The organism is Prodigiosinella confusarubida, assembly GCF_002847015.1.
GTDB lineage: Bacteria > Pseudomonadota > Gammaproteobacteria > Enterobacterales > Enterobacteriaceae > Prodigiosinella > Prodigiosinella aquatilis.
The window spans coordinates 265112-279204 of record NZ_CP025085.1 but is presented as its reverse complement, the minus strand read 5'-3'; the positions used below and the strand labels follow the sequence as shown (position 1 = coordinate 279204).

The window sequence follows — 14093 nt, the reverse complement described above, 5'->3', positions numbered from 1 at the left end:
CAATATTGACTATCTCATTGAGAATAAAGGAAGGTAAGTCTAGCGGTGGTTATGTGATGATTTTTTGGCAATGAATAGTATTAGTCAACCTATGATAATAAACGTTGTGCATAGTAAGTGAATTTTAAGAAATAGTATTTTTACGCTGAATTATTCACAACGAATATCATTCTCTTATTCTATTTTTAGTGCGGAAAATGTTAAATTCCTCGACGAAAAATAATAACGGTAATAGAAGTTGCTATTATCCGTTGGGGGACTTTCATATTGAAACGTTGGTGTGGGTCATTTTTCGGCTGGTTCAGCAAATAGGCGCCGCCTGTGGAGAGCTGAGTCACGATGCCCACACCGGTAACCTGGAAGGTGGTAGCATAAAACCAGAGATAAAAGAATCGTGGCTGGAGTTGTAAGATACCATCCGTTTCGACCCTATTCATACACTGAGGATTTCTCATGACGGTGCTGGTTCAACTTGATAATGTGCATAAAGTTTTCCTTGCTGATGAAATTGAAACTCGTGCCCTTAGCAAGATTAACCTTTCCATTCATGCTGGCGAATATGTAGCAATTGCTGGTCCTTCAGGGTGTGGTAAATCAACCTTATTGTCGATTATGGGCTTGCTGGATGTTCCCTCAGAAGGTCGTTACTGGTTAAATGGGGTAATGATTGACGATATCAGCAAAAGAGAAATGGCTTGGCTACGCAATAAGGAAATTGGGTTTATTTTTCAATCATTTAACCTTATCAGTGATTTGACGATTGAGGAGAATGTTGCATTGCCGTTGATCTATCGTGGGGATATTTCACGTTCACAACAGAAAGAACGAGTACAGCAGGCCTTGGAGATGGTGAACATGTCACATCGCGTTCGCCATTACCCCTCGCAGTTATCCGGTGGTCAGCAGCAGCGTGTGGCAGTAGCCCGGGCCATTGTCGGCTGTCCGTCGCTCCTGTTGGCGGATGAACCTACCGGGAATCTGGATTCCGCCAATGCTGAAGCGGTAATGGATATTCTTGATACGTTACATAACGACGGTACCACTATTTGTATTGTGACGCATGATTCCCACTCGGCCAGGCGTGCCCGGCGTATGGTTGTCCTGTTTGATGGGCAGGTCGTAGCTGACGGTGAGAATGGGCAGTTAAGGCCAGCGGTATAATTATAATACCGTGGGTATGTTGTTTGAAATCTGCCCATTCGAGCTGTGTAGTAAAGTGGGTGGCGTGTTGGTGAGATCTCTCTTTCGTTTTGCACTACAACAAAATCATGCAGTGGCATTGGACTGACAGACTATGTATAGCGTCAGAACGGTAATAATGAGGGAGAAGAGTAAAGCATCCGCGCCAGGGATGGCGCGGCTTGAGCTTACAGGGAGGGACTTGCAGCGTCTTTACGATCTTCTCATTATTGCCGCTATATAGACTTTGTCATCAAACTCACAGCCTCTCATCGAGAGGCTGTCCAGTCCCTGATTCTGGAGAACAGTTAAGAATGCTGAAGGCTACATCGTCAATACATACCCGTTCTTTGGGTGAGCTGGCGGATGTTTTCTCTTCCGACCCGTGTTGTGTCGTGGTTGGGCGTTCGGCGCTGGATAGTCCGGCATTACAGGCGATAGCTGGTCAGGCTTGCAATATGGTAAACCCGAGCGTATTGACGTTTCGTCAGTTGGCGGAGGGTATTGCTCGTTTATTGTTGGCACCGTACTGTCATCAAACGGCAGTTGAGCTTCAGTTTGCCCGAGGGCCGTGGGGAAAACCGTTTTTACCGCATCATCCAGCCGTTCAGTTTAATATTTCTCATACCGCCGCCGCCTGTGCTTTCGTTATTGCCAATGGTTCCCGGGTCGGCGTGGATGTGGAAGGCTTGCAGGGACAGTCTCTGCGAAAGCGGGATGTTGCAAAGCGGTTTTTTCACCCTGATGAGTTGCAGTGGCTGTCGCAGTATGAAGAAGAGACACAATTCATAACGGCGTTTACCCGGTTATGGACCAGAAAGGAGGCCTATATCAAGGCACTGGGTACCGGGTTGTTTAAGTCACTAACGTCGTTTAGTTGTCTGACCGGGTTGTCTGGTGGTGTCACCGTTGTTGATGAAATGCAACCGGTGGACTGCCAGCTCAATGAACGATGGCTCGAAGGGACGCCTTCTGTGGCACTCAGCTATTGCATTTTCCCTTCTGCGGTATCTCAACAACCAGTGAACTGGGAAATGTTCATTATCAATGAACAAGCTACGTTAACACCTTGGTTGTAAGCTACTTTATTAACCGGTTTTAGAGATTCAGGTAATATCCCTATCAACCTGAACTTTACGATTGAGTACATCCCTGTAATCTTGCACCCGCTTATCCAAGCGAAAGCTTTCCCTTATCTGCATTATGCCGGGCCGACATGATGCATTATTGTCTGAAATTGTAGAATAGCTGAAATAATCGCTGACAATCTATGTGTCATCTTTTCGGGTCGGAAAAGTAAACGAATCATTATCACTTAAATTGTAATCTATCGGAATTCTTTCACTTCTCGCGTTCCTGTCACTCGAAATTTATTGTGTGTAAGGGCGACATCATGACCAATCCGCTACGCTTCCTTTTGAACGCTAGAATTTTAATTGATCCTTTATGGTTTACATAAAACAGCGCGCCGAATTGTTAATGAATAACATGTTTATGTTATAGAGGTGTTAAATTATGACCGGCGGAATGTGGAATGATTTACCTGAATTAGGGAATTGACGCCATAGCCATATGGTAATTCCGGCCCGTGTTTAATGTCAGTAACCTTATTTTTGATAGAAAAAATTTTCCTTCATGAGCATATTAAAAATAAATTATATAAAAAATAACCTTATTATTTAGTTAGTTAATTCATTGTGGTGGATTTATTAACATTAATAGAGCGCTGATGCCTATAGGTTGGCGCATGAGTTGCATTCTACATGGGCGTGCAGTAACAAGTCTGTACGTAGAACCTAATTACATATGTAATTTATTAACATTTTCTAGGAGACGCCATCATGGCTAAAGTACAAAAATCAACAGACTCTTCCAGCTTGGCTGAAGTAGTAGACCGTATTCTGGACAAAGGCATTGTGATTGACGCTTGGGTCAAAGTCTCATTGGTTGGTATTGAACTGTTATCCATCGAAGCACGTGTTGTTATTGCTTCTGTTGAAACTTATTTGAAATACGCAGAAGCGATTGGCCTTACAGCCAGTGCAGCGACTCCAGCGTAATTAAGTAAGCAGAATAAAAGTGCCCAAGTGGCTGAGTCATTCAGCTGCTTGAGTACTTTTCAACGCTTCAAGAGTGCTCTATCACATAAGGAGAATCCTATGGGATGCTTAACAGACGGTATGGCGCAGCTGCGTAAGAATATTGATGACAGTCATGAATCTCGCATAGCACAGCAAAATGCGCGGGTTTCCAGTGTGAGTGCGCAGATTGCCGGTTTTTCTACAACTCGGGCTAGAAACGCGGCTCAAGACGCACGCGCACGCGCGACATTCGTTGCCGATAATGTCAGAGGCGTTAATCGGATGTTGAGTGACTTCTGTCATACCCGCGAGGTAATGAGTCGTCAACAGAGTGAAGAACGTGCCACCTTCGTGACGGATATGTCGAAGAAAACGCTAGCTTTATTAGACGGTTTTAATGCTGAGCGTAAAAGTATGGCTGAACGCTGTGCTAAAGAACGAGCTGATTTCATTGCCAACGTGGCAAACGATGTCGCTGCTTTTCTTAGTGCTTCTGAGAAGGACAGAATGGCTGCCCATGCTGTATTTTTCGGCATGACCCTGGCTAAAAAAAAAACGAGCCTCGCAGTCTAGCCACTCGTCCTCTTGATAATACTCTGGCGGTAAGTAGTGAAGATTTGTCGGCGCCTGGCAGTGAAAGTTCGGTAGTCCTCCGCAGTGAAGATCCGTTGGCACTTGGCAGCGAAGATTCGTTAGTACCTGATAGCAAAGGTTCATTAGCCCCTAGCAGTGAACAACCAGCGTTACCCGAAATTGTGCAAACGACCGCACCGACATTGCCAACCACGCCACCAGCGACGGTTTTTGAGAAAAAGAACGTTGCTGAGCATACAGTCGATAAACAAACTAAAAAGCCTAAGAAGAAACTCGGTGAGTATTTAGGTCCGAAAAAAGGTAAGTAGCGGTATTAGCCTCTGTCGTCCATGGAGGGTGAGGTGGATGAACAGTCTGCTCACAAACACGGAGTGACATTATTGGGCATACAGTTTCGATTAATCGCTAAGTTAAATCGAAATATAAGAAGCCGCTAAAATCGACCGATTCTAGCGGCTAAGACGATCACTGATTTGGCCATTTCGTAGAACTGGTGTTGGCTAGGGCGTACACGGTTTGGCACAGGAGTATTTCCATGATTAAGCAAAATACCGTTTCGCAGTATACCGTAGACGATGATCTTGTCGTTCCGGAAGCGAGTGAACATTTTGTAGCGACTTCTTATGTGAACGACATTATAGAACGCGCATTGGTTTATTTACGCGCTGGCTATCCCGTGCATTTTGCCGGCCCATCTGGGATAGGGAAAACAACCCTGGCATTTCATCTCGCAGCACTATGGGGTCGTCCCGTTACCATGTTGCAAGGTAACGAAGAATTTGTGAGCTCCGATTTGACGGGGAAAGACATCGGCTATCGTAAAAGCAGCCTGGTGGATAACTACATTCATTCAGTGCTTAAAACTGAAGAACAGATGAACCGCATGTGGGTGGATAACCGTTTGACCACCGCGTGTCGTAACGGCGACATGCTGATCTATGATGAGTTCAATCGTTCCAAAGCAGAAACCAATAATGTGCTGTTATCCGTATTATCCGAAGGGATTTTAAACCTTCCTGGTTTACGTGGTGTAGGGGAAGGGTATCTCGATGTACACCCAGAATTTCGCGCTATTTTTACCTCCAATCCAGAAGAGTATGCCGGTACGCATAAGACCCAGGACGCTCTGATGGATCGTATGATTACTATCAACATTGGTCTTGTCGATCGGGATACTGAACTACAGATACTGCATGCGCGCTCTGAATTGGAATTAAAAGAAGCGGCATATATCGTTGATATAATCAGAGAGTTGCGTGGTAACGAACACGAAACCAAACATGGGTTACGTGCAGGAATTGCCATCGCCCACATCCTACACCAGCAAGGAATAAAACCACGTTATGGTGACAAATTATTCCATGCTATCTGCTACGACGTCTTGAGTATGGACGCTGCCAAAATACAACACGCTGGACGTTCTATATACCGTGAAATGGTCGATGGCGTTATTCGTAAAATCTGTCCACCAATAGGTTCAGACACGGTTAAAGCATCCACACAAAAAATAAAAGCAGTGGAGTAATTATCATGGCTATAAGTACTCGTCCTCTCAGAACACTGTCAGACATAAAAACTCATTCAGGTCGAGTGAGTGGTGAGCATCAAACCTATCGTGATTATTTTCAGATAGGTGCGCTGGAATTAGAGCGTTGGCGGCGAACACGAGAACGTGAGGCTGCCTCATCGCGTATTGCCAGTATTGATGAGCGTATCGCGGATATTGATAAAGAAAAAGCAGCGCTGCTTGCAGACGCGACAGCGGCGAGTGCTGTGGCTGAAAATAATGATAAATCAGAAGCGGCCGAGAAGAAGAAAAAGTCTTCTGGTTTGCGAATCAAGTATTGAGGTTGTCATTATGAACAAAATTCGCACCCTCGCTCATATCCGTACACCGCGTATGGTGAAGAGCTTTCGCACATGCGTCAACATGACGGGGAAGTCACAAATTCTCGCTGATTTTGGACGTATTTATTTAGAAGAATATCGACGATTGAACCGTGTGCAATGCGCCAAAAGTAAACGTATTTCATTGAGGAGTGCATGATGAGTATTGATAAATCCAGAAATCATCGTGCCAAGGTGCTTTATGCGCTCTGTGTTTCCGATGACTCAACGCCTAACTATAAAATACGCGGATTGGAAGCAGCACCGGTTTATTCTATTGATCAAGATGGCTTAAGAGCTGTGGTCAGCGATACGCTCAGTACCCGGTTACGTCCAGAAAGACGTAATATCACGGCGCATCAGGCTGTATTACATAAGTTGACTGAAGAAGGTACCGTATTGCCGATGCGCTTTGGGGTTATTGCCCGTAATGCTGAAGCAGTAAAGAATTTGCTGGTCGCTAATCAGGATACGATCAGAGAACATTTTGAACGCTTGGATGGCTGTGTGGAAATGGGGCTACGTGTTTCCTGGGATGTTACTAATATTTATGAATATTTTGTTGCTACATATCCAGTCTTAAGTGAAACGCGCGATGAAATCTGGAATGGAAATTCCAATGCCAATAATCACCGTGAAGAGAAGATTCGGCTGGGTAATTTGTACGAGTCATTGCGTAGTGGAGACAGAAAAGAATCGACGGAAAAAGTAAAAGAAGTTCTGTTGGATTATTGCGAAGAGATTATTGAAAACCCGGTTAAAAAAGAAAAAGACGTAATGAATCTAGCCTGTTTGGTAGCAAGAGAACGGATGGATGAATTTGCCAAAGGCGTTTTTGAGGCATCAAAGTTATTCGATAACGTTTATCTGTTCGATTATACCGGCCCATGGGCACCGCATAATTTCGTTACTCTGGATTTACATGCTCCTACAGCGAAGAAGAAAACGTTGACCCGCGCTGGTACTCTCTCTGACTGAGGCTAAGCCATGCTGCTGATCGATGACATCCTGTTTTCTCCTGTCAAAGGCGTCATGTGGATTTTTCGGCAAATTCACGAACTGGCGGAAGATGAATTGGCTGGTGAGGCGGATCGTATTCGTGAAAGTTTGACTGATCTTTATATGTTACTGGAGACTGGCCAGATTACCGAAGATGAATTTGAACAACAGGAAGCTGTACTGCTGGATAGATTAGACGCACTGGATGAAGAAGATGACATGCTAGGCGACGAGCCTGGGGATGACGAAGACGACGAATACGAAGAGGACGACGACGAAGAGGACGACGACGAAGAGGATGACGACGACGAGGATGACGACGACGAGGATGACGACGACGAAGAGGATGACGACGACGACGAGGATGACGACGACGAGGATGAGCCCGAGGGTACGACGAAATGAAACCTGCTATTTATCCCAAGTTCTTACTGGAGTCGCCGCTGAAACTGGTTTTCTTCGGCGGTAAGGGAGGAGTAGGTAAAAGTACCTGTGCGACGTCGACGGCGTTAAGGCTGGCGCAGGAACAGCCGCAGCACCATTTTTTGCTGGTTTCTACCGATCCAGCACATTCCCTGCAAAATATTCTCTCCGATCTGGTATTGCCAAAAAATCTGGACGTACGTGAATTAAATGCCGCAGCCTCCTTGCATGAATTTAAATCGCAGCATGAAGGTGTTCTGAAAGAGATAGCGTATCGCGGCACTGTTCTCGATCAAAACGACGTACAAGGATTGATGGATACCGCGCTTCCCGGCATGGATGAATTGGCCGCTTATCTTGAAATAGCTGAATGGATTCAAAAAGATACTTACTATCGTATTATTATTGATACTGCTCCTACAGGTCATACATTGCGGCTTTTGGAAATGCCGGATTTGATTTATCGGTGGTTGACCGCTCTGGATACCCTGCTTGCCAAACAGCGTTATATCCGGAAACGTTTTGCCGGTGATAATCGATTGGATCATCTGGATCATTTTCTGCTGGACATGAATGATTCACTTAAAGCTATGCACGAGCTGGTGACGGATTCCACGCGTTGTTGTTTTGTGTTAGTGATGCTGGCGGAAGCGATGAGTGTGGAAGAAAGCATTGATCTTGCTGGCGCGTTGAATCAGCAACGGGTGTTTCTGTCCGATTTAGTGGTCAATCGACTATTTCCTGAAAATGACTGTCCAACCTGTTGTGTTGAGCGTAACAGACAAATGCTTGCGCTCCAGAACGGATACCAACGTTTGCCTGGGCACGTATTCTGGACGTTGCCTTTGCTTGCCATCGAACCGCGTGGTGCGTTGCTTCACGAATTTTGGTCCGGGGTCCGTTTACTTGATGAAAACGAAGTCATGGCTACGACGTGTCATCATCAACTGCCTTTACGTGTAGAGAGTTCCATTTCGCTGCCTGCCAGCACATTCCGACTGCTGATTTTTGCAGGTAAAGGTGGGGTAGGTAAAACGACGCTGGCCTGTGCTACGGCATTGCGTCTGAACAGTGAATATCCAGAATTGCGTATTCTGTTGTTCTCAGCCGATCCTGCTCACTCGCTGAGTGATTGTCTGGGTGTAACCCTACAGCAGCAGCCTATATCGGTGTTGGTTAACATTGATGCCCAGGAAATTAATGCACAAGCTGATTTTGACAAAATCCGGCAGGGATATCGTGCGGAATTAGAAGCTTTCTTGCTGGATACGTTACCCAATCTGGATATTACTTTTGATCGTGAAGTGTTGGAGCATTTGCTCGATCTCGCGCCCCCCGGATTAGATGAAATCATGGCATTGACTGCGATCATGGATCATCTAGACAGCGGTCGTTATGACATGGTCATCGTGGATGGCGCACCTAGCGGACATTTGCTACGTTTATTAGAGTTGCCTGAATTGATTCGGGATTGGCTAAAACAGTTTTTCTCGTTATTGCTGAAATATCGCAAAGTCATGCGTTTCCCGCATTTATCGGAACGTTTGGTACAGCTTTCACGCGAATTAAAAAATCTACGCGCTCTACTGCAGGATACCAAACAAACGGGGTTGTATGCAGTTACTGTTCCGACGCATTTGGCACTTGAGAAGACCTATGAAATGACATGCGCATTGCAGCGATTAGGCTTAACGGCAAACGCGTTGTTTATCAACCAGATTACACCTCCCAGCGATTGCACACTGTGCCAGGCAATCACGAGTCGAGAGTCGTTGGAGCTGAAGTGCGCAGATGAGATGTTCCCCAGCCAACCACACGCGCAGATTTTCCGGCAAACAGAACCTACGGGATTGAGCAAGCTAAAGACATTGGGTTCGGCATTGTTTTTATAAACTGTGAGCGTACACATTATGCCAGTGAACAAACAGTATCAGGATGAACAGCAACAGGTCTCTCTGTGTGAGGCCTTGGACCGCGTTCTGAACAAAGGTGTGGTGATTGTCGCTGATATCACCATTTCAGTCGCTAATATTGATTTGATTTATTTAAGCCTACAGGCTTTGGTTTCTTCTGTAGAAGCGAAAAACCGTTTACCCGGTAGGGAGTAACACTATGACAACCAATCAGTTATCGCACCATAGTCCTGTGTTCGGCCCGACATCGCCAGCAATACAACGGCCAATTACTGAAGCTAATCGACATAAAATAGACATCGATGGAGAACGCGTCCGTGATGGTTTGGCGCAACTCGTCCTGACCCTGGTCAAACTGCTGCACGAACTACTGGAGCGTCAAGCCATAAGGCGGATGGATTCGGGTTCGCTTAGTGATGAAGAAGTCGAGCGTTTGGGTTTGGCGCTAATGCGCCAAGCCGAGGAGTTGACACATTTGTGCGACGTTTTTGGCTTCAAGGATGATGATTTGAACTTGGATTTAGGCCCGCTAGGCCGATTGCTGTAAGGAAATTGTATGATGAACAACAACATACGATTATTTTTTAGTTCCCATATAAATGTTATCAGTCTGTTTTCGGCAGAGGGTGTGTACCATGGTTAATACTACCAATGACATAAATGCGGCTACGCGTGGTCTTCTACTGCGTATGGGTAATGCATGGTTTGAACAAGATGAACTGCGACAAGCAGTGGATATCTATCTGAAAATAATCGAGCAATATCCTGACAGCAAGGAGAGTAAAACCGCGCAAACGGCGCTGTTGACCATTTCACAACGTTATGAACGAGATGGTTTGTTCCGGCTGTCACTTGATATCCTTGAACGCGTTGGGGAAATAACACCGACATCCATATAAGTTTCAGGATATTAACGTGGCCTATTTATCAGGTTTGAATCCTATATTAAGTCGCAAGCGATATCGCCAGCAGTGTTTTCTACGCAGTGAGATCCATGTTCAGGATACCCTGGATCCAAGAATTAAGAGCATCAGTACGGTATAGATCATCTTTCAAGTTGCAGGTGCGTTGTCTGCCCACGCTAACCCCAGTCACTTACTGGAGTAAGCCTTGGGGATTTACTCGATTGTCGCCTTCCTGTGTGTTGAAATTTATTGGGTATATATGCTTTTGATTTTAGAGAGAAGGGGATGAGGATTTGAGGTCTTTAGGTTGTTTACCCTATAAGGATTTGCACCATGAGCGGCAACAAAAAACTAACCCATTCAACCGATTCGACCACCGTAGCGGATTTGTTAGAGCGATTACTGGACAAAGGGGTTGTCATCAGCGGTGACATTCGCATCAGACTGGTTGAAGTCGAATTGCTGACACTGGAAATTCGCCTGCTTATCTGTTCCGTAGATAAAGCGGTAGAAATGGGGCTGGATTGGTGGAGTGGCAATCCGGCGTTTGATTCCAGAGCCAGAGTGTCATCATCAGCGCCTGCTCCAGAGTTGGAAGAACGTCTGCAGCGGCTAGAGGCTCGTTTGGAAGCGGCACCGTCCGTCATAGAAGAAACTCATTTATAAGGATTATCTTTTTTATGCGAGCGCTGATTCATTTTCCCATTATTCATAGCCCTAAAGATTTAGGGACATTGAGCGAAGCGGCAAGTCATTTGCGAACCGAAACTCAAACGCGTGCGTATCTTGCTGCCGTCGAGGGGTTCTGGACAATGATTACCACTACGATTGAGGGTTTAGATCTGGACTATACACATCTGAAACTTTATCAGGATGGTCTGCCGGTTTGTGGAAAAGAAAATGAAATAGTGACCGATGTTGCTAACGCTGGTAGCCAGAATTACAAGCTCTTGCTTACGTTGCAACATAAAGGCGCAATTCTGATGGGAACAGAGTCCCCTGAACTATTGTTGCAAGAGCGCGATCTGATGACGCAGTTGTTACAATCTACGGAGCAAACCGAAGCGTCCTTGGAAACAGCAAAAACATTATTGAACCGGCGGGATGATTATATTGCCCAGCGCATTGATGAAACGCTGCAAGATGGCGAGATGGCGATACTTTTCCTGGGGCTTATGCACAATATTGAAGCGAAGCTGCCCGCAGATATTGTTTTTATTCAACCGTTAGGTAAACCCCCAGGAGGGGAAAGTATTTAGTGACTACATTCCTTGTTCTGCATTATCGTTGGCATTAGAAGTGGATTTATTCACCGAGAATATTAGAGGTAGTATAAATATAATTTATATGTCATTTTAATAGACTACATAATAATGGGACTTTGTTGCTTTTTTTATATTTTTATGCGTTTTTTTGACTGATGAAAAACGTAATAATAACCAACTATGTTTGTTTGTAAAAGTATCGGCATAGCAGCAATATAGTGCGTATACGGTGATAAATAAATATTATGGAACCCGTGGTCGGAATTTCCATCACGGGATGATTTTGTTAATACTACCCTTCCTGTTTGTCTGTTTCAGCCTTCATTTTTGTGTAAAGAAATCGAAATCAATATTCATTATTTTGTTAGATAATATATGGTGCTTCTAGTGGAATTGATGCCAGATGTGACATAGGCAAACGTTTTTTGGCGGTGGTTTATTAGCTATTTATGTGATGTATGTCTCTTAGTTATTACCAGTTTTATCGATAGCCCTATGATCTTTTGATACTAAAAATGTGACCTAATCGGCTAAAAAGGGAGTGTCGCCCTTGATATGGCTGATAGCCATCAGTAGACAGATGATGGGATGATGTTTATCATGTCCAGAATAAAGTCTCTCGCTTATTTGACCGGGTAGTTAAAATATTCGTTAATAAATAGAAATACTTGCCTAAATTATTGTCACAAAATCGAAAAGAAAATTGTGTTATCTTAAATTTGTACTATAAGTATTAAGGATGCTATTCATTAAAATTAGGCACCGTCTAGGCGATGATTAGGCGGTTGTGTTAAAAAAATAACTAGAGTGTTAATAATTCTTTTTTTGCGTCAAATATATACGTGATAGAAGGGAGATTTATCCTCTTCTTCCCCGTATCTTTTAACTATTATTAAAAATGAAATAACCAATTGGATGTAGTCGATGAAAAGTATTGATCCTGGCTATGTTTTAATAATTGATGACGACAAAGATATTTGTGACCTGCTATCACACTTGCTGGAAAAGGCTGGTTGTGAAACTCAGCAAGGTTACGATGGCGACATGGCAATAAAGTTGTTGTCTCAGCGTGAACCGGATGTACTGTTACTTGATAGTATTCTCCCTAAACACAGTGGCATGGAGGTGTTAGCCAATGCCCATGCTCTGTATCCGCAACTCCCCGTTATCATTATTACTGGCAATGTCGGCATTCTTAGCGCGGTTGGTGCTATCAAAGCTGGTGCATGGGATTACATTCCCAAGCCGTTTGATAACAAACGAGTATTAGATCTGGTGAATCGTGCAATGCAAATGCGTTGGGGTAACTACGATTCAAACTGCAAAGCCAGCAAGGATACTAAAACGCGTATCGCTGCCATGATGGGGAATAGCCGCGAGATTCAGTCGGTGATCAGAGATGTCGTTAACGTGGCTCATACGGATTTTTCTGTCGTTATTCAGGGTGAAACGGGAACTGGCAAAGAATTGGTTGCGAAAAACATCCATTTAGCCAGTCAGCATGCCACAGGGGTTTTTGTTCCCATTGATTGTGGCTCCATACCCGACTCGTTGATCGAAAATGAACTATTTGGTCATGAAAAAGGCTCGTACACCGGGGCTGATCAGGTTCATGCGGGTAAGTTTGAAGCGGCTGACGGCGGTACGTTATTCCTGGATGAAATCGCCAACATGTCTTTATCCGCACAGGCCAAGCTACTGCGTGTGCTACAAGAGCACGTTGTCTATCGTATTGGCGCGACTAAACCCATTCCTGTCAATGTGCGAGTCCTGGCTGCCAGCAATGATGATCTACTGGACGCGGTAGTTAAAGGGAAATTTCGCGAGGATCTCTATTATCGATTGAATGAGTATGTCATTCGGATTCCGCCGTTACGCAATCGGCACGAGGATATTCTGTTTTTGTCCAATCGGTTTATCGCCGAAACCAGCGTCGAATTGAACAAAACACCGCCTGATTTGTCCGTTGCGGCTAAAGAAACACTGTTACGTTATCCATGGCCGGGTAACGTGCGAGAGTTACGCGCTGTCATCCGCCGTGCTGTTTTGGTATCCGACAAAAGAGTAGGGGTTGATGATTTAGGCCTGGTCATCAAAGAAGATCACTTTCCGCAATCAACGAAAAATCCGTATCTGAGAACGATACAGAATTTCTGTCTGGAAGGTTCGTCTCTTAAAGAGATCACTCAACTCAATATTGATCAAATAGAGCGAATTATCATTCAAGACACATTAGAGAAAACAGGCAATAACAAGGCAGAAGCAGCGCGGCGTTTGAATATTGACTATAAAACGCTGCACTCTAAACTCAAAAAGATCAATGCAGCCGAGGTAAACAATCATGAGTAGTAAAAAAAAAATGATGTGACAGGGAATGTTGAAGGAATTTTGCGCGGTTTGGGCGATCTGGTGGAAAAATTGGTTGAAACCGGCGAACAGATAAAGCGTAGCGGTGCGTTCGATATTGACACGAACGACGGTAAGAATGCCAAAGCCGTGTATGGTTTCTCCATCAAGATGGGTTTGGATGGAAACCAGGAAAATCGGGTAGAACCTTTTGGCAACATACGCCGGGATGAGCAAACCGGGGAAGCTACAGTGCAGGAAGTGTCTGAACCGTTGGTTGATGTTATCGAAGAAAGTGATCATGTGCTGGTACTGGCAGAAATGCCGGGGGTCGCTGATGAAGATGTGCAAGTCGAATTGAATGGCGACATTCTGACGTTACACTCGGAAAGAGGCAGTAAAAAATATCATAAAGAAATCGTGTTGCCGTGCTCATTCGATGACAAGGCGATGGAACGGTCTTGCCGTAATGGCATTTTGGAAGTCAAATTAGGAAAATGA

General features: G+C 44.7%; 18 protein-coding genes. 17 read left to right on the top strand and 1 reads right to left on the bottom strand.

Going from position 1 to position 14093, the window contains the following annotated elements; genetic code table 11:
* Nucleotides 1-200: 200 nt before the first annotated feature.
* Nucleotides 201-437 (bottom strand): hypothetical protein, encoded by a 237-nt coding sequence (locus CWC46_RS22765; RefSeq protein WP_157831355.1) that lies wholly within the window; start codon nucleotides 435-437, stop codon nucleotides 201-203.
* 16 nt (nucleotides 438-453) lie between these two features.
* Here CWC46_RS22765 and CWC46_RS01300 point away from each other — a divergent pair, with 16 nt between their 5' ends.
* The 17 genes from CWC46_RS01300 to CWC46_RS01215 all read left to right on the top strand — a co-directional run bounded on the left by CWC46_RS01300 (nucleotide 454) and on the right by CWC46_RS01215 (nucleotide 14093).
* On the top strand, nucleotides 454-1161 hold the full coding sequence (locus CWC46_RS01300; RefSeq protein ID WP_021013970.1) for an ABC transporter ATP-binding protein: 708 nt from the start codon (nucleotides 454-456) through the stop codon (nucleotides 1159-1161).
* 332 nt (nucleotides 1162-1493) lie between these two features.
* Complete coding sequence (locus CWC46_RS01295; protein ID WP_021013971.1) at nucleotides 1494-2258, top strand: 4'-phosphopantetheinyl transferase family protein; 765 nt, start codon at nucleotides 1494-1496, stop codon at nucleotides 2256-2258.
* Nucleotides 2259-3020: 762 nt separating this feature from the next.
* Complete coding sequence (gvpA, locus tag CWC46_RS01290) at nucleotides 3021-3239, top strand: gas vesicle structural protein GvpA (RefSeq protein ID WP_021013972.1); 219 nt, start codon at nucleotides 3021-3023, stop codon at nucleotides 3237-3239.
* Between the two features lie 99 nt (nucleotides 3240-3338).
* Nucleotides 3339-3833 (top strand): hypothetical protein, encoded by a 495-nt coding sequence (locus tag CWC46_RS01285; protein WP_021013973.1) that lies wholly within the window; start codon nucleotides 3339-3341, stop codon nucleotides 3831-3833.
* Between the two features lie 95 nt (nucleotides 3834-3928).
* Nucleotides 3929-4162 (top strand): hypothetical protein, encoded by a 234-nt coding sequence (locus CWC46_RS01280; protein WP_157831354.1) that lies wholly within the window; start codon nucleotides 3929-3931, stop codon nucleotides 4160-4162.
* 227 nt (nucleotides 4163-4389) lie between these two features.
* Nucleotides 4390-5379, top strand: coding sequence for a gas vesicle protein GvpN (gene gvpN, locus CWC46_RS01275; protein ID WP_021013974.1), 990 nt, complete (start codon nucleotides 4390-4392; stop codon nucleotides 5377-5379).
* 5 nt (nucleotides 5380-5384) lie between these two features.
* Nucleotides 5385-5702 carry a hypothetical protein gene (locus CWC46_RS01270; RefSeq protein ID WP_021013975.1) on the top strand — a complete coding sequence of 106 codons (318 nt, stop codon included), beginning with the start codon at nucleotides 5385-5387 and terminating at the stop codon, nucleotides 5700-5702.
* Between the two features lie 195 nt (nucleotides 5703-5897).
* A complete protein-coding gene (locus CWC46_RS01265; RefSeq protein WP_084297577.1) occupies nucleotides 5898-6719 on the top strand; it encodes a GvpL/GvpF family gas vesicle protein in 822 nt (273 codons plus the stop codon).
* 9 nt (nucleotides 6720-6728) lie between these two features.
* A complete protein-coding gene (locus CWC46_RS01260; RefSeq protein ID WP_021013978.1) occupies nucleotides 6729-7145 on the top strand; it encodes a gas vesicle protein GvpG in 417 nt (138 codons plus the stop codon).
* Nucleotides 7142-9055, top strand: coding sequence for an ArsA family ATPase (locus CWC46_RS01255; protein ID WP_021013979.1), 1914 nt, complete (start codon nucleotides 7142-7144; stop codon nucleotides 9053-9055). Before CWC46_RS01260 ends, CWC46_RS01255 begins: the two co-directional genes overlap by 4 nt.
* 18 nt (nucleotides 9056-9073) lie before the next feature.
* Entirely contained in the window at nucleotides 9074-9271 is a 198-nt protein-coding gene (locus CWC46_RS01250) for a gas vesicle protein (RefSeq protein ID WP_021013980.1), read from the top strand.
* 4 nt (nucleotides 9272-9275) lie between these two features.
* Nucleotides 9276-9623, top strand: coding sequence for a gas vesicle protein K (locus CWC46_RS01245; protein WP_021013981.1), 348 nt, complete (start codon nucleotides 9276-9278; stop codon nucleotides 9621-9623).
* An 88-nt stretch (nucleotides 9624-9711) separates the two neighbouring features.
* Entirely contained in the window at nucleotides 9712-9975 is a 264-nt protein-coding gene (locus CWC46_RS01240; protein WP_021013982.1) for a tetratricopeptide repeat protein, read from the top strand.
* Nucleotides 9976-10314: 339 nt separating this feature from the next.
* Nucleotides 10315-10647 (top strand): gas vesicle protein, encoded by a 333-nt coding sequence (locus CWC46_RS01230; RefSeq protein WP_021013983.1) that lies wholly within the window; start codon nucleotides 10315-10317, stop codon nucleotides 10645-10647.
* A gap of 14 nt (nucleotides 10648-10661) precedes the next feature.
* Nucleotides 10662-11240 (top strand): hypothetical protein, encoded by a 579-nt coding sequence (locus CWC46_RS01225; RefSeq protein ID WP_021013984.1) that lies wholly within the window; start codon nucleotides 10662-10664, stop codon nucleotides 11238-11240.
* A 930-nt stretch (nucleotides 11241-12170) separates the two neighbouring features.
* Nucleotides 12171-13595 carry a sigma-54-dependent transcriptional regulator gene (locus CWC46_RS01220; protein WP_021013985.1) on the top strand — a complete coding sequence of 475 codons (1425 nt, stop codon included), beginning with the start codon at nucleotides 12171-12173 and terminating at the stop codon, nucleotides 13593-13595.
* Nucleotides 13596-13610: 15 nt separating this feature from the next.
* Nucleotides 13611-14093: an Hsp20/alpha crystallin family protein gene (locus CWC46_RS01215; protein WP_021013986.1), complete on the top strand. Its 483-nt coding sequence runs from the start codon at nucleotides 13611-13613 to the stop codon at nucleotides 14091-14093.